This window comes from Nocardia sp. CNS-044 (genome assembly GCF_059570515.1).
Genome location: NZ_JCANSX010000009.1, coordinates 159,427 through 184,204 on the forward strand (window position 1 = coordinate 159,427; position 24,778 = coordinate 184,204).

Annotated in this window: 24 protein-coding genes; 12 read left to right on the forward strand and 12 right to left on the reverse strand. The window is 69.1% G+C overall.

Features of this window, described 5'->3' with window-relative positions:
• Positions 1-18: 18 nt before the first annotated feature.
• The 7 genes from inhA to T333_RS23525 all read right to left on the reverse strand — a co-directional run bounded on the left by inhA (position 19) and on the right by T333_RS23525 (position 7,317).
• A complete protein-coding gene (inhA, locus tag T333_RS23495) occupies positions 19-855 on the reverse strand; it encodes an NADH-dependent enoyl-ACP reductase InhA (RefSeq protein WP_355002386.1) in 837 nt (278 codons plus the stop codon).
• A 114-nt stretch (positions 856-969) separates the two neighbouring features.
• Entirely contained in the window at positions 970-1,692 is a 723-nt protein-coding gene (fabG1, locus tag T333_RS23500) for a 3-oxoacyl-ACP reductase FabG1 (protein WP_355002385.1), read from the reverse strand.
• 80 nt (positions 1,693-1,772) lie between these two features.
• A complete protein-coding gene (locus T333_RS23505; protein ID WP_355002384.1) occupies positions 1,773-2,777 on the reverse strand; it encodes a VWA domain-containing protein in 1,005 nt (334 codons plus the stop codon).
• On the reverse strand, positions 2,774-3,730 hold the full coding sequence (locus T333_RS23510) for a DUF58 domain-containing protein (protein WP_357248690.1): 957 nt from the start codon (positions 3,728-3,730) through the stop codon (positions 2,774-2,776). Before T333_RS23510 ends, T333_RS23505 begins: the two co-directional genes overlap by 4 nt.
• Positions 3,731-3,762: 32 nt before the next feature.
• Entirely contained in the window at positions 3,763-4,938 is a 1,176-nt protein-coding gene (locus T333_RS23515) for an AAA family ATPase (RefSeq protein WP_496425854.1), read from the reverse strand.
• Positions 4,939-5,053: 115 nt separating this feature from the next.
• A complete protein-coding gene (locus T333_RS23520) occupies positions 5,054-6,472 on the reverse strand; it encodes an NlpC/P60 family protein (RefSeq protein ID WP_496425855.1) in 1,419 nt (472 codons plus the stop codon).
• Between the two features lie 266 nt (positions 6,473-6,738).
• Positions 6,739-7,317, reverse strand: coding sequence for an Rv1476 family membrane protein (locus T333_RS23525; RefSeq protein WP_355002380.1), 579 nt, complete (start codon positions 7,315-7,317; stop codon positions 6,739-6,741).
• 287 nt (positions 7,318-7,604) lie between these two features.
• Between T333_RS23525 and acnA the strand changes: the two genes are divergently transcribed.
• Both acnA and T333_RS23535 read left to right on the forward strand, forming a co-directional pair.
• Positions 7,605-10,406 (forward strand): aconitate hydratase AcnA, encoded by a 2,802-nt coding sequence (gene acnA / locus T333_RS23530; RefSeq protein WP_496425856.1) that lies wholly within the window; start codon positions 7,605-7,607, stop codon positions 10,404-10,406.
• Positions 10,407-10,608: 202 nt separating this feature from the next.
• A complete protein-coding gene (locus T333_RS23535; protein ID WP_011210017.1) occupies positions 10,609-11,175 on the forward strand; it encodes a TetR/AcrR family transcriptional regulator in 567 nt (188 codons plus the stop codon).
• Positions 11,176-11,220: 45 nt separating this feature from the next.
• Here the strand turns inward: T333_RS23535 and T333_RS23540 are convergent, their stop codons facing one another.
• The 3 genes from T333_RS23540 to T333_RS23550 all read right to left on the reverse strand — a co-directional run bounded on the left by T333_RS23540 (position 11,221) and on the right by T333_RS23550 (position 14,288).
• Positions 11,221-12,726 carry an amidohydrolase family protein gene (locus T333_RS23540; protein ID WP_496426121.1) on the reverse strand — a complete coding sequence of 502 codons (1,506 nt, stop codon included), beginning with the start codon at positions 12,724-12,726 and terminating at the stop codon, positions 11,221-11,223.
• A 140-nt stretch (positions 12,727-12,866) separates the two neighbouring features.
• Positions 12,867-13,658: a hypothetical protein gene (locus T333_RS23545; protein ID WP_496425857.1), complete on the reverse strand. Its 792-nt coding sequence runs from the start codon at positions 13,656-13,658 to the stop codon at positions 12,867-12,869.
• A gap of 123 nt (positions 13,659-13,781) precedes the next feature.
• Entirely contained in the window at positions 13,782-14,288 is a 507-nt protein-coding gene (locus T333_RS23550; RefSeq protein ID WP_496425858.1) for a MarR family winged helix-turn-helix transcriptional regulator, read from the reverse strand.
• A gap of 150 nt (positions 14,289-14,438) precedes the next feature.
• On the opposite strand from T333_RS23550, the gene T333_RS23555 reads away from it, so the two are divergent.
• The 4 genes from T333_RS23555 (at position 14,439) to T333_RS23570 (ending at position 17,047) form a co-directional block, all read left to right on the forward strand.
• Positions 14,439-14,861, forward strand: coding sequence for a cupin domain-containing protein (locus T333_RS23555; RefSeq protein ID WP_355002658.1), 423 nt, complete (start codon positions 14,439-14,441; stop codon positions 14,859-14,861).
• 79 nt (positions 14,862-14,940) lie between these two features.
• Positions 14,941-15,357, forward strand: a complete 417-nt coding sequence (locus T333_RS23560) for an acyl-CoA thioesterase (protein ID WP_496425859.1) — start codon at positions 14,941-14,943, stop codon at positions 15,355-15,357.
• A 259-nt stretch (positions 15,358-15,616) separates the two neighbouring features.
• On the forward strand, positions 15,617-16,072 hold the full coding sequence (locus tag T333_RS23565; protein ID WP_355002375.1) for a hypothetical protein: 456 nt from the start codon (positions 15,617-15,619) through the stop codon (positions 16,070-16,072).
• 45 nt (positions 16,073-16,117) lie between these two features.
• Positions 16,118-17,047: an MvdC/MvdD family ATP grasp protein gene (locus tag T333_RS23570; RefSeq protein ID WP_355002374.1), complete on the forward strand. Its 930-nt coding sequence runs from the start codon at positions 16,118-16,120 to the stop codon at positions 17,045-17,047.
• Between the two features lie 132 nt (positions 17,048-17,179).
• Here T333_RS23570 and T333_RS23575 read toward each other — a convergent pair whose 3' ends face one another.
• Positions 17,180-17,419: a helix-turn-helix domain-containing protein gene (locus T333_RS23575; RefSeq protein ID WP_067780848.1), complete on the reverse strand. Its 240-nt coding sequence runs from the start codon at positions 17,417-17,419 to the stop codon at positions 17,180-17,182.
• Positions 17,420-17,502: 83 nt separating this feature from the next.
• Positions 17,503-19,134, reverse strand: a complete 1,632-nt coding sequence (locus T333_RS23580) for an ABC-F family ATP-binding cassette domain-containing protein (protein WP_355002373.1) — start codon at positions 19,132-19,134, stop codon at positions 17,503-17,505.
• A 186-nt stretch (positions 19,135-19,320) separates the two neighbouring features.
• On the opposite strand from T333_RS23580, the gene T333_RS23585 reads away from it, so the two are divergent.
• The 6 genes from T333_RS23585 (at position 19,321) to T333_RS23610 (ending at position 24,773) form a co-directional block, all read left to right on the forward strand.
• Positions 19,321-20,085: an SDR family oxidoreductase gene (locus T333_RS23585; RefSeq protein ID WP_355002372.1), complete on the forward strand. Its 765-nt coding sequence runs from the start codon at positions 19,321-19,323 to the stop codon at positions 20,083-20,085.
• An 82-nt stretch (positions 20,086-20,167) separates the two neighbouring features.
• Positions 20,168-21,286, forward strand: coding sequence for a lycopene cyclase family protein (locus T333_RS23590; protein ID WP_496425860.1), 1,119 nt, complete (start codon positions 20,168-20,170; stop codon positions 21,284-21,286).
• Positions 21,286-22,218, forward strand: a complete 933-nt coding sequence (ku, locus tag T333_RS23595; protein ID WP_357248663.1) for a non-homologous end joining protein Ku — start codon at positions 21,286-21,288, stop codon at positions 22,216-22,218. The genes T333_RS23590 and ku overlap by 1 nt, the downstream gene beginning before the upstream one ends.
• A gap of 126 nt (positions 22,219-22,344) precedes the next feature.
• Positions 22,345-22,764, forward strand: coding sequence for a DUF4247 domain-containing protein (locus T333_RS23600; RefSeq protein ID WP_097244348.1), 420 nt, complete (start codon positions 22,345-22,347; stop codon positions 22,762-22,764).
• Between the two features lie 12 nt (positions 22,765-22,776).
• Positions 22,777-23,202, forward strand: coding sequence for a DUF350 domain-containing protein (locus T333_RS23605; RefSeq protein ID WP_067780720.1), 426 nt, complete (start codon positions 22,777-22,779; stop codon positions 23,200-23,202).
• Positions 23,203-23,204: 2 nt separating this feature from the next.
• A complete protein-coding gene (locus T333_RS23610; RefSeq protein ID WP_357248660.1) occupies positions 23,205-24,773 on the forward strand; it encodes a polyamine aminopropyltransferase in 1,569 nt (522 codons plus the stop codon).
• The last annotated feature ends 5 nt before the right edge of the window (positions 24,774-24,778 follow it).

Below are 24,778 nucleotides of genomic sequence, written 5' to 3' on the forward strand. Positions count from 1 at the left end.
ATCTCCTCTGTTACGAACTCAGTTGGCCGACCAGTTCTCCGGGAACCAGGTGTTGTGGCTGGCGCCGCCGTCGACGTAGATGATCGAGCCGGTGGTACCCGGCAGCCAATCCGACAGCAGCGCGACGATCGACTTGGCGACCACGGTCGGGTCGTCGACGTCCCAGCCGATCGGCGACGCACCGTCCCAGTAGGTGTTGAGCTGGTTCAGCTTGGCCGCGTCGTCGGTGGCGGTGCCCGCGATGGCCTTGGCGGCCAAAGTCTTGATCGGGCCCGCGGCGATCAGGTTGGAGCGGACCCGCTTGGCGACGCCGACCTCGCGGGCGACGTAGCGGTTCACCGACTCCAGCGCCGCCTTGGCCACGCCCATCCAGTTGTAGTACGGCATCGCGGTGCGCGGATCGAAGTCCATGCCGACGAGCGAGCCGCCCTCGTTCATGACCGGCAGCACCGCGCGGGCCAGCGAGGCGTAGCTCCACGCCGAGATCTCGAACGCCTTGGCCGCGTCGGGGCCGGGACCGTCCAGGAACGGACGGGCCTCGGGGCCCATCAGAGTGCGCGGCGCGAACGCGATCGAGTGCAGCACGCCGTCGATGCCCTCCGGCGCCAGCTCACGCAGCTTGTCGGCCAGCCCGGCCAGATCCTCTTCGTTGGTGACGTCGAGACCGATGGCGGGCGGGACCTCCTGGGGCAGCCGCTTCGCGATCCGGTCGATCAGCCGCAGCCGCTCCGGGATGCCGGTGATGACGACCTTGGCGCCCTGCTCCTGCGCGACCGCGGCCGCGTGGAACGCGATCGACGCGTCGGTGATGATGCCGGTGACCAGGATGGTCTTGCCTTCGAGCAGTCCGCCCATGAGTTCTCGGTTCTCCTGAAGTTGAAAGTCGAGTTGTCGCCCCGCCGCGCGCGGGACATCGTCCCGGCGCGCGGCGCCGCGGTGTTCGGGGCAGCGTGCCCGGAAACGAAAGTACTAGTGGCCCATGCCCATGCCGCCGTCGACCGGGATGACCGCGCCATTGATGTAGGAGGCGTCGTCGGAGGCGAGGAAGCTGATCGCCGCCGCGACCTCTTCGGGCTGGCCCGGACGCCCGGCGGGGACGCCGTACTTGAGGACCACCTCGCGCATCTCCTCGGTGACTTCCTCGCGGGTCATGTCGGTCTCGATGAAGCCGGGAGCGACCACGTTGGAGGTGATGTTGCGGGAACCGATCTCGCGGGTGATCGAACGCGCCATACCGATCAGGCCCGACTTGGAGGCCGCGTAGTTGACCTGGCCGGGGCCGCCGCCGAGGCCGACCACCGAACCGAGGAAGATGATCCGGCCGAACTTGGCCCGCAGCATGGCGCGGTTGGCGCGCTTGGCGCAGCGCCATGCGCCGGTCAGGTTGGCGTCGATGACGCGGGTGAACTGCTCCTCGCTCATCCGCATGAGCAGCGTGTTGTCGACGATGCCCGCATTGGCGACCAGCACCTCGACGGCACCCTGGTGCGCCTCGACCTCGGCGAACGCGGCGTCGACAGACGCGGCGTCGGTCACATCGCACTTCACGCCGAACAGTCCGTCCGGCGCCCCCGATCCGCGATGAGTGACGGCCACCTTGTGGCCGTCGGCTGCCAGGCGCTGCGCGACAGCGAGTCCGATGCCACGGTTGCCACCGGTGACCAGGACCGACCGGGATGTGATGTTCGACATAAGCATCAACCTATCTGTTCGGGTTCGTGCGCCGGGCTCGGGGCACCGCAACCTTGTGCGATGCCACAGCGAGCGCGGCGCTACGGCAGGCGTTGACGATAGAGCAAGCCGGTGACGATGCCCGCGGCGACGACCAGCATGCCGAGCAACAGCCACGGCCTGCTCGCGTCACCGCGGGTCGTCTCGTAGCCGATCTGCTCTTCGAGAGTGTCGTAGACGGCGGTGAGTTCTTCGAGGCTGGAGGCGGTGTAGAACTCGCCGCCGGACAGCTGGGCGATCTCGCGCAACGAGTCGTTGTCGACGGGCACCTTGACCCGCTGCGAGCCCTGGCCGTCCTGATCCGGGATCTCCACCGAACCCCATTCGGTGCCGAAGGAGATCGTGGACACCGGAATGCCCTTGTTCTTGGCGAGGCGGGCGGCGGTGAACGCGTGCCTCGGGTTGTCGACGTCCTTGTCGTCCGGCACGGTCTGCTTGCCGTCGGACATCAGCACGACCCGCGCGGGCGGCGGGGTCTCCGCTCCGCCGAGCACGGTGGCCAGGGTGTCGATGGATTGCAGGGCCGTCAGGATGCCCTCGCCCGTGGCGGTGCGCTCGGCCAGCTTGATGTTGTCGATGGCGGCCTTGACCGATTCCCGGTTGGTCGTCGGCGACACCATGACCGACGCGGTGCCCGCGAAGGTGACGAAGCCGAGGTTGATGCCCTGGGTCAGGCCGTCGACGAACTCCTTGCCAGCTTCCTGGGCCACCTGAAGCCTGGTCGGCGGTACGTCGGTGGCCTCCATGGACAGCGAAACGTCCATCACCAGAACGACGGTCGCGCGGTTGCGCGGCACCTTCTTGACCGCCGTCGGCCCGGCCGCGGCGACGGTCAGCAACACCAGGCCGACCAGCATCAGCGCGATCGGCACGTGCCGGATCGGACTCGGCCGAGCGGGCGCGACCTTCTCCAGCAGTTCCATGTTGGTGAAGCGCAGCATCTGGCGGTGCCTGCTGCGCTGCACCAGCACGTAGCCGAGAGCGATCAGCACGACGACCGCGAGGAAACCGAGCCAGATCAGTGCGGTGAAATGCGAAATACTCACTGGCGCGGCACCCGCCCGGTCGGGGCGCCGAAGCTGTGACGCCGGGTGGAAACGAACCGGACCACGTCGGCGATCCAGTCCCGGTCGGTCCGCAGGGTGAGCACCGGCGCGCCGCAGCTGCGCAGCGCCTGCTCGACCTGCTCGCGGTGTCGCTGGGCGGCGGCCGCGAAATCGGTGCGCAGCGTGGGCGTCACGCTGAACTCGCGGGTGCGGCCGCTCTCGGGATCGTGCAGCACCACATCGCCGACGTCGGGCAGCTCCAGATCGCGCGGGTCGAGCACCTCGACCGCGAGCAGATCGTGCCGCGCGGAGATGGCACGCAGCGAACGCTGCCAATCGATATCGCCGAGGAAGTCGGAAATGATCACCGCGAGACCGCGTTTGCGCTGCGGGCGGCGCAGCGACTCGATGCCGCCGCGCAGATCGCCGCGCACGCCGTCGCGGGCGTGCGGGGTGGTCGCCACGCCGCGCAGCAGCGACTGGGCGTGAATCCGCCCGCTGCGCGCGGGAATCCGCACCAGCTGCTCGCCGGTGGCGACGACCGCGCCGATCCGGTTGCCGCCGCCGCTGGTGAGGTGGGTGATCGCCGCGGCGGCCGCGATCGCCAGATCGCGTTTCTGGCAGGCCGCCGTGCCGAAGTCGAGGCTGGCCGAGAGGTCGACGACCATCCACGTCTCCAGCTCGCGATCGGCGATCAGCTGCCGCACGTGCGGATGCGTGGTGCGGGCGGTGACCGACCAATCCATCTGGCGCACATCGTCACCCGGCTGATACATCCGGGACTCGCCGGGCTCCGAGCCCGGTCCGGGGATCAAGCCGAGGTGGTCGCCGTGCAGCACGCCGTCCAGGCGCCTGCGCACGGTCAGCTCCAGGGTTCTCAGCGCCGCCGAGAGCCGCGGGTCGGTCAGTTCTCCGGCCCGGAACGACGGCGGTGCGTGCGATGACGTTGTCACTCGGGAAACCTCGGGCGCGGCCGACGCGGCCGTCACTTGGTCTGGTGGTTGCCGGCGGCCGGGGCCATCTGCGGCTGGCCCTGCTGCGGCGGCTGCGGAATCTGCTGCTGGCTCGCGGGCTGCGGCACGGCGGGCGCGGGTGCGGACTGGCTGCCGGAATGCACCGCCTGCGGAGCGACCTGCGGCAGGCCGACGGTCTGCAGCACCCGCTTGATGACGTCCTCCGGGCTGACCTCGTCGGCCAGCGCGTCGTAGGACAGCACCAGGCGGTGGCGCAGCACGTCCGGGATCACCTCGACCACGTCCTGCGGCACCACGTAGTCGCGGCCACGGATCAGCGCCACCGCGCGGGCCGCGGCGATGATGCCGAGGCTGGCGCGCGGCGAGGCGCCGTAGGCGATCCAGTTCGCCACGTCGGCCATGCCGAAGTCGAGCGGCTTGCGGGTCGCCGCGATCACCCGGACCACGTAGTCGACCAGCGCGTGGTGCACGAAGGTGTTGGCCGCGACCTTCTGCAGCCGGATCAGGTCCTCCGGACCGAGGACCTGCCTGGCCTCCGGCGGCGTGACGCCCATCCGGTAGATGATCTCGCGCTCCTCCTCGACGGAGGGGTAGTCGACGACGACCTTGAACAGGAAGCGGTCGCGCTGCGCCTCGGGCAGCGGGTAGACGCCCTCGCTCTCGATCGGGTTCTGAGTCGCCATGACCAGGAAGGGATCCGGCATCGGGTAGGTCTTGCCGCCGATCGACACATGCCGCTCGGCCATCACCTCGAGCAGCGCGGACTGCACCTTGGCGGGCGCGCGGTTGATCTCGTCGGCGAGCACGAAATTGGCGACGACCGGCCCGAGTTCGGTGTCGAACTCCTCGCGGCCCTGGCGGTAGATGCGGGTACCGATCAGGTCGGTCGGCACCAGATCGGGGGTGAACTGGACGCGAGAGAAGGAACCGCCGACGACCTTGGCGAAGGTCTCCACGGCCAGGGTCTTCGCGATGCCCGGCACGCCCTCGAGCAGCACGTGGCCGCGCGCGAGGACACCGACGAGCAGCCGTTCGACGAGCCGATCCTGGCCCACGATGACCCGCTTGACCTCGTAGATCGCCTTCTCCAGGGTCTGAACGTCACGCTCCAGGGTGCCCGACGCGGGCTCCGGCGCACCTTTCGCCAGATCCGCCCCGCTCACGCTGTCCGTCGAAGTCACCAACATCCCCGCTTTCGCCTTGGTCTCGTGCGTGCTCGCCCCAACTATTCCAGGTATTCGCGCAGCATGCCGCAACCGGCTCCGGTATCAGTGGAATTCGCGCCGGATCGGCGGCCGATTCTCAGGAGACGATGCGCACCGCGTAGGGCATGATGCCGCTTTCCCGCACCGGCGAAACCTTCACCACGTCGCCCGACTGCGGCGCCTCGACCATCTGTCCGTTGCCCAGGTAGAGGGCCACGTGCTGGCTGCCGCTCGGCCCCCAGAACAGCATGTCGCCGCGGGCTCGCTCGTCCACCGGAACGCGCGTGCCAGCGTTGTATTGATAGCCGCTGTAGTGCGGCAGCGAGACGCCGATACCCGCGAAGGCGTAGATCATCAGGCCCGAGCAGTCGAAGCCGACTTTGTTGTAATCGCCGTGGCTGTCGGCCACGCCGCCGTCGCGAATACCGAGCGTCGGGCCGTTCTCGTCGCCGCCGCCCCAGGCGTACTGCACACCCAATTGCGAAAGCGCCCGGTCCACCACGATTTCCACCGCCTGCGAGCCGCGTGCCGCCGGCCCGCTGGGTCGCGGCGTGCTCTGCCGCGGGGCGGGGGCGTCCTCGAGCTGGGTGTGCGGGCGCCTGCCGTCGCCCGCCTGGGCGGCTCGGTCGCGCGCGGCTTGATCGGCGGCGGCGCGTTCGGCCGCGGCCGCCGCGGCGGCGCGGATCGCGGCCTCTTCGGCGCGGCGCCGCTCGTCCCAGGCCAGGAAGGCCTCGCGCTGGCCTTGCAGTCCGGCGACGTTGGCGCGGGCGATGTCGAGCCTGCCCTGCGCGGCGTCGCGCTCGCGCAGCAAGGTGTCGCGCCGCACCGTCTGCTGGTCGAGCTCGGTCTTGGCCGCGGCGACGGCGTGCTCGGCGTCGTTCTTCTTCTGCTCGGCCATCGCCGCGGCCGCATCGGCCTCCGATTTGGCTTGGCGCGCAGTGGAATTCCGATTGCCCTGCTCGATCTGGGCGCGGCGCAGCGCGTCGAGCACCTGCTGCTGGTTCTTCGTCACCAGGCCGAGCACCTGGGAGCGATCGATCGCGCCGCCGGGCGACGAGGCCGCCAGATACGTGACCATCGAGCCCGAGGACGGCCTGGTGTAGGCCTGGGTGGCGAACTCGTCGAAATTGCGCCGCGCCTGCGCGACCTTCGCCCCGGCGTCGGAGAGGTCTTCCCTGGTCTGTACGACCGTGGCGGCGGCCGCGTCGGCGGCGTCCCGCGCGCTCTGCAAATCGACGAGCGCCTTGTTGACTTCCTCGCGCTTGCGCGCCACCGCGTCATCGAGTTCCTGCAGCTGCTGATTCACCGTGCCCACCTGGTTGATCAGCGCGCCGACCTCGGTGACGCCCGCGTCGACGCGCGCGCCCGCCGCGGCGATCTCACCGTCGCTCGGATTGGGCGGCGCGGGCGGGACAGCGGTGGTCGGTCCCGCGGTCAACACCACGGCGACAGAGACGAGCAACCCCAGAGCGACCGATAGGCCACGCGACCGACCGGTCGGACCTTTTTTGTGCATCGCACCTCCCAAGGACTCGAACGCGGCTAGGCCTCACGAGCCCCAACCGCCCCATCAAGCTCAGTGGGCGGCGGGCAACCCTCGACAACACTCTTTCCCCATCGGTAACTACTTGAACCGTACGACACTTCTTTCACCAAGAAAACATCCGCAACATAATGACATGCACGTAATTTGCGCATAGCCAAGAATTAGCCGGATTGCCGATCGGCGTTAGGGGAAGAAAACGAACCGATCGTTATGAAAAGTGGTGAAAGAGAGACCGCTTATCGAGCGGGAGTGCCGAGGTCGTCACGCTCGGCGACCGCGACGGCGGCGGATTCGGCCGCGGCACGCCGGGACTTCACCCAGTACAGGCCGGCGATGACGATCGCGGTACCGGCCAGCAACACGCTGGTGATCGCGGTCCAGGAGAAGGTTTCCGGCTCTTCGAGGCGGCCGACGAAGATTCGCGCGGCCTCGACCGAGTTGCCCTGCTTGCTCTTGGCGGCGTCCTCGGCCCACTCCAGCTTCACCCGGCTGATGGAATCGCTGTAGGTGCCGACCCAGTCGTCGCTGAGCACCACGACGGTGCCGTGTTCGGTCTTGCCGATCTCGGTGGCCAGGTCCCGTAGATTGGAGTCGTGACCGGGATTGCCGGGAATCACCACGATGCTGAGCGGGATCCCGTCGGCGCGCGCCTCGGCCACGATCGCCTCGAGTCCCGACTGGTCCTTCCCCTTCGGCGCCGCCACGTGATTGTCGGCGACGTCGGCCTTGATGGTCCGCAACGCGCTGTCGTTGATGGTGGGCGGCAGCTCCGCGGCCATGGGGGAGAACACCGAGGTGTACGAAGGGGCCATCATCCATCCGGTCTGTCCAGCCGCGTCAGCGGGCGCTGCGACGGGCATCCAACACTGCAGGGTGAGCTAACTATTACCCCGGCTAGCTCGAAAGCACAGTACGCGACCCGATGTTCGGACGCTGCCACCCGCCACGCCGACCGGCCCCCGCGTATTTCACAGGACAAGCGTACTGTTAGAGTCGTGGCGCGAGGAACCGGCGCTCTCCCAGGCGCAGGAGCCCCTCCAAAGACTCGAGTCGCCGGCACAGCCCCGCCGGTGGCCAACCCTCACAGACGAGTGGAGCTGACGTGACGACAAGTATCGATACTTTCGGCGCCAAGGGCACCCTCGAGGTCGGAAGCAACTCCTACGAGATCTTCCGTCTCTCGGCCGTGCCCGGCACCGAAAAACTCCCCTACGCACTGAAGGTCCTCGCGGAGAACCTGCTCCGCACCGAGGACGGCGCCAACATCACCGCCGACCACATCCGCGCCATCGCGAACTGGGATCCGTCGGCCGAGCCGGACACCGAGATCCAGTTCACCCCGGCTCGCGTGATCATGCAGGACTTCACCGGCGTGCCCTGTGTCGTCGACCTGGCCACCATGCGTGAGGCCGTCACCGCCCTCGGTGGCGACCCGAACAAGGTCAACCCGCTCTCCCCCGCCGACATGGTCATCGACCACTCGGTCATCCTGGACGTCTTCGGCCGCGCCGACGCGCTGGAGCGCAACGTCGAGCTCGAGTACGAGCGCAACGGCGAGCGCTACCAGTTCCTGCGCTGGGGCCAGGGCGCCTTCGACGACTTCCGCGTCGTCCCGCCGGGCATGGGCATCGTGCACCAGGTCAACATCGAGTACCTGGCCCCCACCGTCATGGTCCGCAACGGCCAGGCCTACCCCGACACCTGCGTCGGCACCGACTCGCATACCACCATGGTCAACGGCCTCGGCGTGCTGGGCTGGGGCGTCGGCGGCATCGAGGCCGAGGCGGCCATGCTGGGCCAGCCGGTCTCCATGCTCATCCCGCGCGTCGTCGGCTTCAAGCTGACCGGTGAGATCCAGCCCGGCGTGACCGCGACCGACGTCGTGCTCACCGTCACCGACATGCTGCGCAAGCACGGTGTGGTCGGCAAGTTCGTCGAGTTCTACGGCAAGGGCGTCGCCGAGGTGCCGCTGGCCAACCGCGCCACCCTGGGCAACATGAGCCCCGAGTTCGGCTCCACCGCGGCGATCTTCCCGATCGACGCCGAGACCATCAACTACCTGCGCCTCACCGGCCGCACCGACGAGCAGCTCGCGCTCGTCGAGGCGTACGCGAAGGAGCAGGGCATGTGGCACGACGCCGACCGCGAGCCCGCCTACTCGGAGTACCTGGAGCTGGACCTGAGCACCGTGGTGCCGTCCATCGCCGGTCCGAAGCGCCCGCAGGACCGAATCCTGCTGTCGGAGAGCAAGATCGCCTTCCGCAAGGACATCTGCAACTACGTCACCGAGGGTGACACCGCGCCGCACACCCAGCTGGACGAGGCCGTCGAGGAGTCCTTCCCGGCCAGCGATCCGGCCGTGCTGTCCTTCGCCGAGGACGACGCCGTGCTGCCGACCGCCGCCAACGGCTCCGAGGGCCGCCCGACCAAGCCGGTCAAGGTCTCCGATCCCGAGCGTGGCGACTTCGTGCTCGATCACGGCGCCGTCGTCGTCGCGGGCATCACCTCCTGCACCAACACCTCCAACCCGTCGGTCATGCTCGGCGCCGCTCTGCTGGCCCGCAACGCGGTGGAGAAGGGCCTGTCCTCCAAGCCGTGGGTCAAGACCAACATGGCCCCTGGCTCGCAGGTCGTCGCCGACTACTACGAGAAGGCCGGCCTGTGGCCGTACCTGGAGAAGCTCGGCTTCTACGTGGGCGGTTTCGGCTGCACCACCTGCATCGGCAACACCGGCCCGTTGCCGGAGGAGATCTCCAAGGCGATCAACGACAACGACCTCTCGGTCACCGCGGTGCTCTCCGGCAACCGCAACTTCGAGGGTCGCATCTCCCCCGACGTGAAGATGAACTACCTGGCCTCGCCGCCGCTGGTCATCGCCTACGCGCTCGCGGGCACCATGGACTTCGACTTCGAGACCGACTCGCTCGGCAAGGACACCGAAGGCAACGACGTCTACCTGCGCGACATCTGGCCGTCCCCGCAGGAGATCGACGACACCATCAAGTCGGCGATCAACCGCGACATGTTCACCAAGTCCTACGCCGACGTCTTCAAGGGCGACGAGCGCTGGCAGAACCTGTCCACCCCCGAGGGCGACACCTTCGCGTGGGACGAGAACTCGACCTACGTCCGCAAGGCGCCGTACTTCGACGGCATGGAGATGGAGCCGTCGCCGGTCGCCGACATCAAGGGCGCGCGCGTCCTCGCGCTGCTGGGCGACTCGGTCACCACCGACCACATCAGCCCGGCCGGTCCGATCAAGCCCGGCACCCCGGCCGCGCAGTACCTGGACTCGCACGGCGTGGAGCGCAAGGACTACAACTCCCTCGGCTCGCGTCGCGGTAACCACGAGGTGATGATCCGCGGCACCTTCGCCAACATCCGGCTGCGCAACCAGCTGCTCGACGACGTCTCGGGCGGTTACACCCGCGACTTCACCCAGGAGGGCGGCCCGCAGGCCTTCATCTACGACGCCTCGCAGAACTACCAGGCCGCGGGCATCCCGCTGGTCGTGCTGGGCGGCAAGGAGTACGGCTCGGGTTCGTCGCGTGACTGGGCGGCCAAGGGCACCCGCCTGCTCGGCGTGAAGGCGGTCATCACCGAGTCGTTCGAGCGCATCCACCGCTCCAACCTCATCGGTATGGGCGTCGTCCCGCTGCAGTTCCCGGCCGGTGAGAGCGCCAAGTCGCTGGGCCTGGACGGCACCGAGGTCTTCGACATCGAGGGCATCACCAAGCTGAACGAGGGTGTGACTCCGAAGACCCTGAAGGTGACCGCCACCAAGGAGAGCGGCGAGAAGGTCGTCTTCGACGCGGTGGTCCGGATCGACACCCCCGGTGAGGCCGACTACTACCGCAACGGCGGCATCCTGCAGTACGTGCTGCGGAACATGATTCGGGGCTGAGCCCCGTCCCCGCGCATGCGGGGATGATCCCATGATTCGCGGCTGATCCTCGAGCGTTCCCCGCGCACGCGGGGTCGACCGATGATTCGCGGCCGAGCCGGGTAGCCGGCTCGTCGCCAGTGCGGAAGGTCCGCGCATCGCCACGGCGGTGCGCGGACCTCTCCGCATCCCGCAGCGTCACTCTTTCGGAGGAGCCACGCCCATGCCCAAGGTCAGCGATGACCACCTCGCCGCCCGGCGCAGTCAGATCCTCGACGGGGCGCGACGCTGCTTTGCCGAATACGGCTACGACGGCGCCACCGTGCGTCGCCTGGAAGAGGCCATCGGACTGTCTCGCGGCGCCATCTTCCACCACTTCCGCGACAAGGACGCGCTGTTCCTCGCGCTGGCGCAGGAGGACGCCGAGCGCATGGCCGACGTCGCGGCCAACCAGGGCATCGTGCAGGTGATGCGCGATATGCTCGCCCACCCCGAGCAATTCAATTGGCTCGGCACCCGTTTGGAGATCGCGCGCAGGCTGCGCACCGATCCCGAGTTCCGCGCGGGCTGGACCCAGCGCTCCGCCGAGCTGACCGCGGCCACCCTGGCCCGCCTGGAGCGGCGCAAGGCCGCGGGCGCGCTGCGCGACGACGTCCCCACCGACGTCCTGCTCGGCTATCTCGACCTCGTCCTCGACGGCCTCATCGCCCGTATCGCCTCCGGCCACACCAACGAGAACCTCTCCGCGGTCCTCGACCTCGTCGAAGCCTCGGTCCGCCGTAAAGACTGAGCTCCGCCGCAAAGACTGAGCTCCGCCGCAAGGACTGAGCCGCGATCAGCCGCAGCACCGTCCGAGCGACCCACCGGGGACGAACACCGGCGACGGCTCCTGCGCGGCCACCTCGACCTCCCGCAGCATCCGTTCCCGGTCCGCGCCGGACAGGTAACGGCCCCGGCTGACGACCGCGTGAATACTCCGGGTGTTGCCGATGCTCGCCAGCGGGTCGGCGTCCAGCACAACGAGATCCGCGAACTTCCCCGGTGCGACGGTGCCGGACAGGTGTTCCCATCCCGCGCAGCGGGCCGCGTCGCGCGTGGCGGCTTGCAACGCCCGCATCGGCGCCAGGCCCGCTCGCACAAGGAGTTCCAGCTCCTCGTGCAACGAATAGCCCGGGAACACATAGGGATTTCCGGCGTCGGTGCCCGCGACGATCCCGACACCGGCCTCCGCCATCGCCGCGAGCAGATCCAGCCGCACTCGGAAGGCGAACTCCCGCTCGGCGATTTGCTCCGGCGTCGACGGAGCGGTTCGGTAGCCCGTCCAGAACTGCCGGATGCTCTCGGGCATGTAGCGCCGCAGCATGTCCTCGGCGGACGGATCGTCCGGCGGCGGATATCCGCTTCCGGTCACGAGCCGGCGTTGCACGACGAGGGTCGGCGACTGCCAGCAGCCGCGCCGGATCATCAGGTCGGACAGTCGCGCCGCACGTGCCGGGTCGTAGGTCTCGGCCGCCTCGCGCTCCAGCCGGGCACGCTGCGCGAGCCAGCCCTCGGGGTGCCCGGGATCGGCAGGCATGGCGTCGATTTCGGCTTGCAGCTCCGATGCCCGCGCGGACGCGGCGGTCAGCATGCCGTACATGTGCTCGAGGGTGTACAGACCCGTCTCGACGGCCTCCTCGACCGGAATGCGATAGGGCACGTGGCCCGCGAAACGCAGCCCGACCCGGCGCGACTCGTCGGCGATGGCTCCGAAAGTCTCCCGCGTCAGCTGGGAGTACACCTTGACGAAATCAGCGCCCGTGCCGTGTGCCCTGCGGACCGCCGCACGAGCTTCGGCGTCGGTCGCCACGCCTTCCGAGCCGGGCCAGATAACGGGCGGGCCGTCGATGATGCTGCTGGCTACCAGCATCCGGGGTCCGGGTAGTTCACCGCCCTCGATGCGCCGACGCAGCGAATGCGTCTCCGGGAAGCCCCACATCTCGCGAATGCCGGTGACGCCGTATGCGAGATACATCGGCGGAAAGGTCCGCTCCGCCGTGGCGACGTGCGTGTGCATGTCCCACAGACCGGGGATGACGAACTTGCCGCGCAGATCGATGGTCCGCACCGGCGGCGTCGGCAGGTCGGGAAAACGCCCGACCGCGACGATCCGATCGCCCGCCAGCACTACGGTGGTGTCCGGTTGCGACCGCCCGCCCGTCCCGTCGATCACCGTGGCCCCCACCAGGACCGTCACCGGCGCGTTCGGTTCCGCCTCGGCGATCGCGCCCGTTAGCACGCCACCGGTCACCGCGCCGACGGCGCTGCCCGCCAACCACGTCAGGAACTGCCCGCGGTTCATCTCGCCCACGTCCGCTCTCCCTGCTGCCCGATCCGACTGTCGAGCCCGAGCGCACTGTCTCGCAGAGGTTTTCGGGCTCGCGGTGTCTCGCGAGAGACTGTACGCCGAGGGCGGGCGCAGGGTGGTCGACGGCGGGCGCGTCAGTAGGTGTCGTTGAGGTAGTTGGCGGCGTGGGTGGTCCAGAGGACGTTCGTGCCGGGCATGTTGTGGCCGGAATACAGGACGTGCTGACCGTCGGGCCACGGGGTGAGGTAGCCGATGACGCCCTGCACGGCCGCGGTGTAGCGGTTCAGATTGGCCAGCGGGTTCCGCAACAGGAAGCGCAGCAGTTCCTCGAAGATCAGCGGCGTCACGTTGCCGAAGCGAGCGCCCTCGACGAACGAGAACGGGGAGATGCCGGCATCGATCACGCGCAGCGGGGAATCCGGCGGCGAGGAGGTGATGATGTCGCCGGGATTGGCGTATTCCCGGACGTCGAGGCTGGGCCACGCGCCGCGCTGGCCGTGCAGTCCGTAGGTGGACGGCGGGCACAGATTCCCCACGGACTGACCCGCTTTGCGCACCGGATTGGCGATGTTGACCACGAACGCGATCTCCAGCGGCGAGCCGTCGAAGTTCTTGTACTTGCCCGACCGCACACCCTCCAATATCCGGCTCGCGCAGATACCGCCGAGCGAATAGCTCAGCAGCCCACAGACATTCGGCGAATCCTGAATGGCGCGCACCCCGGCGGCGACGCCGAGCCGGACCGAGGTCTCCAGCGAGGGACCCCACACCTCCGGCGCCGGCCCGACCGAGGCGGGCCAGTTCGGCTCGAACGCGGTGAACTTCTCCGGGTCGAGCAGTTTGGTGACGTCGCGCAGCATGCCCGCGGGCGCGCCGTCCGGATTGCGGGGCTCGCCGGTGCCCCGGAGGGTGATGATGTCGATCATCGTTTCTCCTTGCCCGCCTGAAGGTCTGAAAGCAGAGCCACACCGTAGGGCCGCGCGCCGCCCAGCACACGAGTAGCGCACTACTCGATTTCGCGCGACAGTTTCCCCGACGCGCCGCGAATGTCAGTCGTCGCCTTCGAGACTGGCGAGCAGACTCCGCGCGATGCGGTCGAGATCCTTGCGGTCCTGCGCCGAGAGCACCGAGAGGATGCGGGTCTCGTTGCGGGTGTGCGCCGTCACCACGGTGTCGACCAGTTCCCGGCCCGCGTCGGTGAGCGCCACCCGAACAGCGCGCCGATCGGCCGCGTCGGCGATGCGGCGCACCAGTCCCGCCGATTCCAGCCGGTCCAGGCGGCCGGTCATGCCCGCGCGGGAGAGCATCAGCGTGTCGGCGAGCACGGACGGGTTCAGCTGGAACGGTTCGCCCGAACGGCGCAGCGCCGCAAGCACATCGAACTCGCCGCGCTGCAATCCGTGTGCGGTGAAGACCGCTTCGATCGCCTGCTGCGCCACGACCATGAGCCGCCAGAGCCGCCCGACGATCGCCATCGCCTCCAGGTCGAGATCGGGCCGCTCGCGCCGCCACTGTTCGGCGATGGCGTCCACCGGATCGGGTTTCGCTTCGGTCATGGACAGGATTCTATTCGCCGGGATATAGTTCGGTACCGAATTATCAATCGCCGAACTACAGGAGTCGTCTTGACCGCCGCCCTTCCCCGCCACGAACCCGCCCTCCGTCAGCCGCACGACGCGGAGACCTTGCGGACCGACACCGTCCGGATGCGCCTGCTGATCGACGCGAACGAGACCGGCGGGTCGGTCAGCAGCCTGGAGGTCACCCTGGCCGAGGGCGCCGACGGCGCCGCGCCGCACTACCACACCAAGTCCGACGAGCTGTTCTATGTGGCCGAGGGCGAACTGCAGGTGCTGGCCGGGGAGGAGATCGTCACCGTGGGCGCGGGCGGCGCGCTGGTGGTGCCCAAGTTCATGCCGCACGCGTTCGGCGCGGCGCCGGGTAGCACCGCCCGGCTGCTGATCGCGCTCATGCCCGGCGTCCAACGTTTCGAGTACTTCCGCCTGCTCGACCGCCTCGGCAGAGGCGAGGCGACGCTCGCCGATCTCGCCGCCACCCAAGAGGAATTCGACAACCACTTCGTGGACGCTCCGCGGTGGTGGGCCGAGCGAACCGCCAACCGGCGGTGATGCGTTCGCGCACCGGAGTGTGGCGCAGACGTCAGCGCGGAACGGGAACAACAACGGACGGCGACGGGTTCGCTTCGATATGACCTTTTCCGTCCCCGTCGTCGTCCGCGGTTACGAGCTCGACACCCAGGGCCACCTGAATCAGGCGGTGTACCTCCAGTACGCCGAGCACGCCCGCTGGGAACTGCTGCGCGCCGCCGGGGTCGCCCAGGACAAGCTCATCGAGGCCGGTGTCGGGCCGGTGGTCCTGGAGACGAACATCAAGTACTTCCGTGAACTGCGCGGCGGCGACGAGGTGACGATCAGCTGCGAATTCGCTTGGACCGAAGGCAAGATCTTCCGAATGCGCCAGCAGATCCGCAAGCTCGACGGTACGGTGTCGGCCGAGGTCGCTGTCGTCGGCGGCCTGCTCGATCTGGCCGAGCGCAAGCTGGTCGCCGATCCGGGCGAGCGTTTCCGAGCCCTCGCCGAACGACCCGATCTGCTCGACCTGTAGCGTGGCGCGGCGGTCGACATGGCCGCCAATCTTGGGCAATACCCGTCCGCTACCCCCAATCGGAAATAGCTAGAAGGTTGCGGTAGGGCTATTTTCGGACTGCCGAAAATCTTTCGGCGCTAGCGCCTTCCGTGTCCGGATCCGGTTTGCCAACGGCCGTGAAATCTTTCGATCCGGGCCGGGGCCGACCCCTTCCGCGTTATGATCCAGTTCACGCTCGGGGGTCCTGGCAAATCGCGAGCAGATCGGAGAGCAGACCATGGCCGACGCAATCCACCGACCCGGTGTCACGTCGACGGAAGACCGCGTACCCGCACTGCAGGGCCTCTTGGTGGCCGAGTCGGAACGCGAGATCACCGTCCGTGTCGCCGAGGGCACGTGGACCTTCCGCCGTGACGATGTGCTCCGCATGCTCGACAACGTCACCGACGACCAAGCGGGCGACGGCCGACCGGTTCTGGTGGACATCCGCCCCGGCGCCACCGCCGACTTCACCCAGCGGCTGCGCATCGACCTCGTCGACCGGCCGATGACCATCGCCGCCGCACCCTCGGAAGCGCTGGGAGACGAACTGCTGCAACAACTCACGGCCACCTGGGCCGATCGACTTCGGCTCGTGGACTATCCGGCGGGCACCGGTGCGACCTATACCTATTGTCAGACGAAATCGTTCGCGACGAGTGACGACGGCATCAACTGCGACAGCCTCGACTGAGCGGACCCGCCGATGGTGAGCCGGCTCCCAGGCTCGGTCCTGATCGTGTCCGAATCCGATGATCTGCACGCCACGGCGATGGCGGCGACATTGCGAGAACACCACGGGCTCAGTCCGATACACCTCGACCTGCGCGATTTCCCGCGTGAGTCGGGCAGTTTCCGGCTGGACCGCCTCGGCACCACGCGCTCGCTCTCGCACGTCATCGGGCTCGACACCGTCCGTTCGGTGTGGTGGCGGCGACCGCACCCGTGCCAGGTGCCCGGCGGCGTGCGCGCCTCCGACGACGCCTACCGCCAGGCCGAGTGCGACGGCTTCATCCAGGGCCTGCTGTGGTCGATCCCGGCGTTCTGGATCAACGATCCCGGCGCCGACCGCACCGCGGCGCGCAAGATCGTCCAATTGGAGACGGCACAGCGCGCCGGGTTCGCGATCCCGGAGACGCTGATCACCAACGATCCGGACGAGGCGCGCAGCTTCGTCGAATCACGGCCCGGCGCAGTGGTTTACAAGCGCACCGGCACGGGACGCGCGGAATTCGCCGAGACCAGGATCATCACCGCCGCCGATTTCGGCAAGCTGGCGGGCATCCGGTCGGCGCCGACCACCTTCCAGGACTACATCCAGGCCGAATGCGACCTGCGGGTGGTGTGGGTGGACGGCATCGCCTGGACGGTGCGCATCGACTCCCAGGCGGGCGTCGGCCGGGTCGACTCCCGGCTGGACACCTCCGTCGAGTTCACCCGCGACCAGCTGCCCGCCTCGGTCAGCAAATCCCTGGCCACGCTCATGGGCGCGCTCGGGCTCAGCTTCGGGGTCCTCGACCTGCGCCTCGGCTTGGACGGCGAGTACTACTTCCTGGAGGTCAACCCCCAGGGGCAGTTCGCCTACCTGGAGATCAAGACCGGCATGCCGATCTTCCAGAGCCTGTCCAACCTGCTCGTGCACAGCGACGGCATGGTTCCCGGCTACTGACCGCCGGTACGGGTCTCCCGCTCCTCCTCTCGTCGGCACCGTCCCGGCGAAGGGACGACGCCGACGCGAAGAATTTCCCGCGGTGGCTGCGAAAGACTGTGCGCAGCCGCCGGATTCGAGCGAGCGTCGGCGTTACTTGCCGGGGCTCTTACGCCGGTTCGCACCACCCCGGCTGCGGAGCTGCACATGCGACTCCACCAGCACGTTGTGGATGAAACCGTAGGAGCGTCCCGTCGAGCGCGCCAGCGAACGGATGCTGGCGCCCGCCTCGTATTGCTTCTTCAGCTGCGATTGCAGACGGTCACGCGATTTCCCCGTGACGCGTGTGCCCTTACCCAATGTGGCCTTGCTTTGTGTGGCCCTGTCGCTCATGGCTTCCTCCGAGTCGCCGAGCAGCGCGTCATTCCAGGCTAAGCACTGAACAGGCCTTGATCAACGGGTTCGTGTGATGAAACTCACGCGAGCTGAATCAGTTCCAAATATTCCGCGGACCAGTGGTCCTCGGTGCCATCGGGGAGGAGAATGACCCGCTCCGGCGACAAAGCCTCCGCGGCGCCCGGATCGTGGGTCACCAGGACGACGGCCCCGGCGTAGGTGCGCAGCGCGTCGAGCACCTGTTCGCGAGACACCGGGTCCAGGTTGTTGGTCGGCTCGTCGAGCAGCAGCACATTGGCCGCCGAGGACACCAGACCGGCCAGCGCCAAGCGGGTCTTCTCACCGCCGGAGAGGGTGCCCGCGGGCTGGTCGAGCTGCGGACCGGTGAACATGAACGCGCCGAGCAGGCCGCGCAGGTCTTGTTCGCCCGCGTCCGGCGCCGCGTGCCGGATGTTCTCCCACACGGTGGCGTCGTCGTCGAGGGTGTCGTGCTCCTGGGCGAAGTAGCCGATCTTCAGACCGTGCCCCGGCACCAGCCCGCCCGCCGACGGCTGCTCCACCCCGGCGAGCAGGCGCAGCAGCGTGGTCTTGCCCGCGCCGTTGAGGCCGAGCACCACGACCCGGCTGCCGCGGTCGATCGCCAGGTCCACACCGGTGAAGATCTCCAGCGAGCCGTACATCTTGGTCAGGTTCTCGGCCATCAGCGGCGTCTTGCCGCAGGCGGCGGGCTCGGGGAACTTGATCCTGGCCACCTTGTCGGCGACGCGCACGTCGTCCAGCTCGTTGAGCAGTCGCTCGGCGCGCTTGACCATGTTCTGTGCCGCAACGGCTTTCGTCGCCTTGGCGCCGAGCTTGGCGGCCTGCGCCTTGAGCGCGGACGCCTTCTTCTCGGCGTTGGCGCGCTCGCGGCGGCGGCGCTGTTCGTCGGTGGCGCGGGCGTCGAGGTACTTCTTCCAGCCCATGTTGTAGACGTCGGCCTCGCCGCGCACGGCGTCGAGGAACCACACCTTGTTGACCACCGCGTCGAGCAGTTCGACGTCGTGGCTGATCACGATCAGACCGCCGTCGTGGTTCTGCAAGAACCCGCGCAGCCAGGTGATGGAGTCGGCGTCGAGGTGGTTGGTCGGCTCGTCGAGCAGCAGGATGCGATCCGAGCGCCCGCCGCTGCCGTCGGAGGCGGAGAACAGGATGCGCGCCAGCTCGATTCGGCGGCGCTGACCGCCGGAGAGGGTGCGCAGCGGCTGGCCGAGCACCCGGTCGGGCAGCCCCAGGCTGTGGCAGATCCGCGCGGCTTCGCTCTCGGCGACATAGCCGCCCAGCGCCGAGAAGCGCTCCTCGAGCCTGCCGTACTTGCGGACCGCCTTCTCGCGCTCCTTCTCATCGGCCACCTCGGCCATCAGCGCCTGCTGCTTCTCCATGTCGCGGATCAGCGTGTCCAGACCGCGCGCGGAGAGTACCCGGTCGCGCGCGAGCACGTCCAGGTTGCCTTCCTTGGGATCCTGCGGCAGATAGCCGATCTCGGTGGAGCGCAGGATCTTTCCGGCGTACGGCTCGCCCTCGCCGGCGAGGATGCGCAGCGTCGTCGTCTTGCCCGCGCCGTTGCGCCCGACCAGTCCGATGCGGTCACCGGCCTGTACCCGCAGCGCGGGACCGGGCGCCGACAGCAGGGTCCGGACTCCGGCCCGAACCTCGAGGTCGGTCGCGGTGATCACAGATGGGCTCCTCACGGATGGTGGTGGTCGTGGCATGGCGGGGCCGGGCAGTCGCTGCTCGATTGTGCGCCCCTCGATGCACAAGAACCACCGATTTTACCTGTGCCCGTGACGGGCCCCGCAGCCGAGGAAGCCGGTGTGACCGCGATAACTGCCGTTCGACCGGCTTCGGTAGCGTGCGATGGCATGAGTACCGATCTGTTGGGCAAAAGCGCGCTGGTCAGCGGGGCCAGCCGGGGCATCGGCAAGGCCGTGGCGGCCGAGCTGCTGCGCCGCGGCGCGAACGTGGTGATCACCGCGCGGAAACCGGAACCGCTGGAGGAGGCGGCCGCCGAGCTGCGTGCCCTCGGCCACCAGGGCCAGGTCGTCGCGCTGGCGGGCAATTCCGGCGAGGCGGAGAGCCGCGCCGCCGCGGTCGAGCGCGCGGTCTCGGAGTTCGGCTCGCTCGACATCCTGATCAACAACACCGGCATCAACCCGATCTACGGCGCGCTGATGGACGCGGACCTGGACGCGGTGCGCAAGATCTTCGACGTCAACGTGGTCGCCGCGCTCGGCTACATCCAGGAGGCGTACAAGGCCTGGATGCGCGACAACGGCGGCGCGATCGTGAACGTCGCCAGCGTCGCTGGCATCCGGTCCAGCGGTGTGATCGCCGCCTACGGCGCCTCCAAGGCCGCGCTCATCCACCTCACCGACGAGCTGGCCTGGCAGCTCGGCCCGAAGATCCGGGTGAACGCGGTGGCCCCGGGCGTGGTCAAGACCAAGTTCGCCGACGCGCTCTACTCCGCCGACGAGGAGCGAGCCGCCGCCGCGTATCCGATGAAGCGGCTCGGCGTGCCCGAGGACGTCGCGCGGCTGATCGCGTTCCTGGTCTCGGACGAGGCCGCGTGGATCACCGGCGAGACCGTGCGCGTCGACGGCGGCCTGCTCTCCACCGGCGGCATCTGATCGACGGCGGGCGACGGCAGCCGGTCATCGTCGGGCGACAGCGGCCGCACCCGGCAGGGCGGCGGCCGATCGAGCCTGAGCGATGGCGGCCGTCGTGACCGACATCGTCGTCTGCGGTCTCGGCCCCGCCGGGCGGGCGCTCGCCCACCGCTGCCTGGCTCGCGGCATGGCGGTCACCGTGGTCGATCCCGCGCCCGCACGGCCGTGGACCGCGACCTACGCCGCCTGGGCGGACGAACTGCCCGGGTGGCTCGATCCGGCGGTCACGGCCGCGACGGTCGCCCGCCCCACCGCGTGGGGCGCGCGCCGCCACGAACTCGATCGTGCCTACGTCGTGCTCGACACGGGGCGGTTGCAGAACTCGCTGGACCTGGCGGGCGCGGAGATCGTCGCCGAGCGCGCCGTGCGGCTCGAACGGCACGGCGTGACGCTGGCCTCGGGCCGGACGCTGCCCGCCGAGCGGGTGATCGACGCGCGCGGGATCGCCCGCTCCCCCGCCCGCGCCGAACAAACCGCCTACGGCGTGCTCGTCGGCGACACGGTCGCCGCGGGCATCGAGCCGCTGTTCATGGACTGGCGCGCCGACAACGGCGCGCATCCGGCCGCGCCGCGCTCGTTCCTGTACGCGGTTCCGCTGGGCGGCGGCGCGATGCTGCTCGAGGAGACCTGTCTGGCCGGGCGGCCCGCGCTGGACACCGGCGAACTGCGCACCCGCCTTCGGCACCGGTTGCGCGCCCGCGGCATCGCGCTCCACGGCGACGAGCCCGTCGAGCGAGTGCGCTTCCCGGTGCAGGGCGGCCGACCGGGCCAGCGCGCATTCGGCGCGGCGGGCGGATTCACCCATCCCGCAACGGGATACAGCGTGGCGTCCGCACTCGCCGCGGCGGACGCGGCGGCGACGGGCGCCGACCTGTGGCCGCCCTCGGCCCGAGCGGTGCGGGCCCTGCGCGCGGCCGGGCTGCGCGCGCTGCTCGCGCTGCCGCCCGCTGACCTCCCCGCGTTCTTCGACGCCTTCTTCGACTTGCCCGCGCCGCTGCAACGCGCCTACCTGTCCGGCCGCACCGATCTCGCCGGCACCGTCGCGGCCATGCGCGCGCTGTTCGCGGCGCTTCCCACCGGATCGCGCATCCGAATCGCCGCCGCGACCTCGGGGATTCCGGTTCGCTCGCGCGGGCGGGATGGTTCGGCCATCATGGAGTGATGGCACGAGCTATCTGGAAGGGCTCGATTGCATTCGGGCTGGTAAACGTCCCGGTCAAGGTGTACACCGCCACCGAGGACCACGACATCAAATTCCACCAGGTGCACGCCAAGGACGGCGGCCGGATCAAATACCAGCGCGTCTGCACCGTCGACAACAAACCCGTGGAGTACGTCGACATCGCCAAGGCGTACGAGTCGCCCGAGGGCGAGCGGGTGATCCTCTCCGACGAGGATTTCGCCCGGCTGCCCGCCGCGGAGAAGCACGAGATCCCGGTGTTGCAGTTCGTGCCGTCCGAGCAGATCGACCCGATCCTGTTCGACAAGAGCTACTACCTCGAGCCGGACTCCACGACGCCGAAGGCCTACGTGCTGCTGGCCACCACGCTCGAGCGCATCGACCGGACCGCGCTGGTCCACTTCACGCTGCGCCAGAAGACCCGGCTCGCCGCGCTGCGGGTGCGCGAGGGCATGCTCGTGCTGCAGACGCTGCTGTGGCCCGACGAGGTGCGCGCGGTCGAGTTCGAGTCCTTGCAGGACGCCTCGGAGCCGCGGCCGCAGGAGATCAAGATGGCCGAGACGCTCGTCGAGTCCATGTCCGACGATTTCGATCCGAGCCAGTTCACCGACGAGTACCAGATCGAACTGCAGAAGATCCTGGACGAGGCGATCGCCAGCGGCAGCGACCGGGTGACCACCAAGCCCGAGGCCGCGCCCGCCGAGATGGACGCCGAGGTGGTCGATCTGGTCGCCGCGCTGCAACGCAGCCTCGAGGCCAGCGGAAGGCGCGCGGCGAGTTCCGGTGGCGGCGCGCAGAAGAAGGCCGCCAAGAAGGCCGCGCCAGCGAAGAAGACCGCCAAGGCGACCAAGAAGACCGCGGAGAAGCCCGCCAAGAAAGCCGCGAAGAAGACCCCCGCCCGCAAGGGCGCGTAGCGCACTGTCGCGTCGAGGACTGGACGCGGGTGGCCGCGTCGGTGATACAGTGCGCGACGAGTTTTCGACATAGAGGACTCGACGTATCACCTACCGGGTACGGCCCGGCGCTCTACGGGGGGACGCATGCACCACCTCGGCAGGACGGTCATCGGTTTCGTCGCGGTGGCCGCGCTGCTGCTCTCGGTCGTCGGCTGCGGCGACGACATCGAGAGCGCGCGCGATTTCGTCGCCGCCAAGTATTCCCGGGCCACCTCGCTGGACCAGGCGAACGACGGCCGCGCCTACACCGCCGCCCTCGCGCCCGCCGCCGTCGGCAGCGCTATCGTCGCGGCCTCGCAGCCGCTGGACAACCGCCGCGTCGGCGATCGCACCTATCTGCAGTATCGCAACGACATCATCACCGTCGCCCCGCACGGGACGGGCTCGATGATCCTCGTCGACCAGTACGGCAACGGATACCGGCGCCACCAGTCGACGGTGTCGAGTTTCGGCTGGCCGAGCCAGCCGCCGGGCAGCGAATACCGCGGCCAGAGCGGCAAATAGAAGGAGAAACACATGCTGGCAGACCTCGCGGCCGACGCGGGCGCGGCGCTCGCCTACACCGGCGTCGGTATCGCGTTGATGGCGCTCGGTTTCGTGCTGGTGGACGTCATCACGCCCGGCAACCTGCGCGAGCAGATCTGGGTCGAGCGGAACCGGAACGCGTCGCTGCTCGTGGCGTCGAACCTGCTCGGCGTCGGGATCATCGTGGCGATGGCGATCTGGACCTCCCAGGGCGCGATCGGTGAGGCGCTGCTGGCCAGCGCGGTGTACGGCGTGATCGGTCTCGGCGCGATGGCGCTGTCGTTCCTGCTGCTGGACCTGCTCACGCCCGGCCAGTTCCGAGATGTGGTCGCGGACGGCGCGATTCACCCGGCCGTCTGGGTGACCGCGGCGCTGCACCTCGCGGTGTCCTTCGTGGTGGCCGCGGGCCTGTCCTGAGTATGGGGGCGGACACCGAGACCGCACCGCTACCGCCGCGCCTGCGGCGCCGCCCGGCCCGAATCGCGCTGCTGGTCACCGCGTTCGTCTGCGCGGCCTGCGGCCTGGTCTACGAACTGTCGCTGGTGACGCTGGGCAGCTATCTGCTCGGCGACACCGCGGCGCAGGCCTCGATCACGTTGAGCGTCATGGTTTTCGCCATGGGCATCGGCGCGCTGGCCGCGAAACCGCTGCGGCGGCACGCGGCGGCGGCGTTCGTCGCGGTGGAGCTGATCCTCGCGCTGCTGGGCGGGCTTTCGGTGCTGATGCTCTACGCCGCCTATGCCTGGCTGAACATCTACACCACGGCGCTGATCGCGATCGCGAGCGTCCTCGGCATTCTGGTGGGCGCCGAAATCCCGTTGCTGATGGAGCTTTTGCAGCGGATTCGCAAACAGGAGCCGGGCAGCGCGGTGGCCGACCTGTTCGCCGCGGACTACGTGGGCGCGCTGCTCGGCGGGCTGGCCTTCCCGTTCCTGCTGCTGCCCGTGTTCGGCCAGATCCGCGGCAGCCTGATCGTCGGCGTGGTCAACGCGGCGGCGGGGCTGGCGCTGGTGTTCCTGTTGTTCCGCACCGAACTCCGGCCGCGGGCGCGGTGGGGCTTCGGCGCGCTGACCGCGCTCGTCGCGGCGACGCTGTTCGGCACCTACCTCTACGCCGACCGGTTCGAGGCGACCGCGCAGCAGGCGCTGTTCGCCCATCCGATCGTGCTGCACGAGCGGACCAAGTACCAGAACATCGTCCTCACCGAGTCGATCTCACCGTTCGGCACCCCGGACACCCGGCTGTTCCTGAACGGCGATCTGCAGTTCTCCTCGGTGGACGAGTACCGGTACCACGAGGCGCTCGTGCATCCGGCCCTCGCCGGTCCGCGCCGCGACGTGCTCGTGCTCGGCGGCGGCGACGGTCTGGCGCTGCGCGAGATCCTGCGCTACCCCGATGTCGAGACGATCACCCTGGTGGAGCTGGATCCGGAGATGATCCGGCTGGCCCGCACCGATGCCCGGCTGAACACGTTGAACCACAACGCCTTCGATGATCCGCGGGTGCGGGTCGTCAACGAGGACGCGTTCTCCTGGCTGCGCGGCTCGCCCGGCGCGTACGACGCGGTGCTCGTCGACTTACCCGACCCCGACCAGACCTCGATCGCCAAGTTGTACTCCAAGGAGTTCTACGCGATGGCCGCCCATGTGCTCGCCCCCGGCGGCACGCTAGCGGTCCAGTCCGGTTCGCCGTTCTTCGCACCGCGCTCGTACTGGTGCATCGCGAACACGATTCGCGCGGCGGGCCTGCGGACGCTGCCGTACCACGTCGACGTGCCCAGCTTCGGCGACTGGGGCTTCGTGCTGGCGACCAGAGAGGCCGAACCGCGCCTGCGCCTCGACCCGCCCGCGCCGCTGCGCTCGCTCGACGAGGCGACGCTCGCGGCCGCGGCGGTGTTCGCGCCCGACCGCCGCGACACCGGCGCGCCCGTCTCCACCTTGATGCATCCGGTGATCGTCGACCTGGAACTGCGGGAATGGCGGCGCTGAGCCTC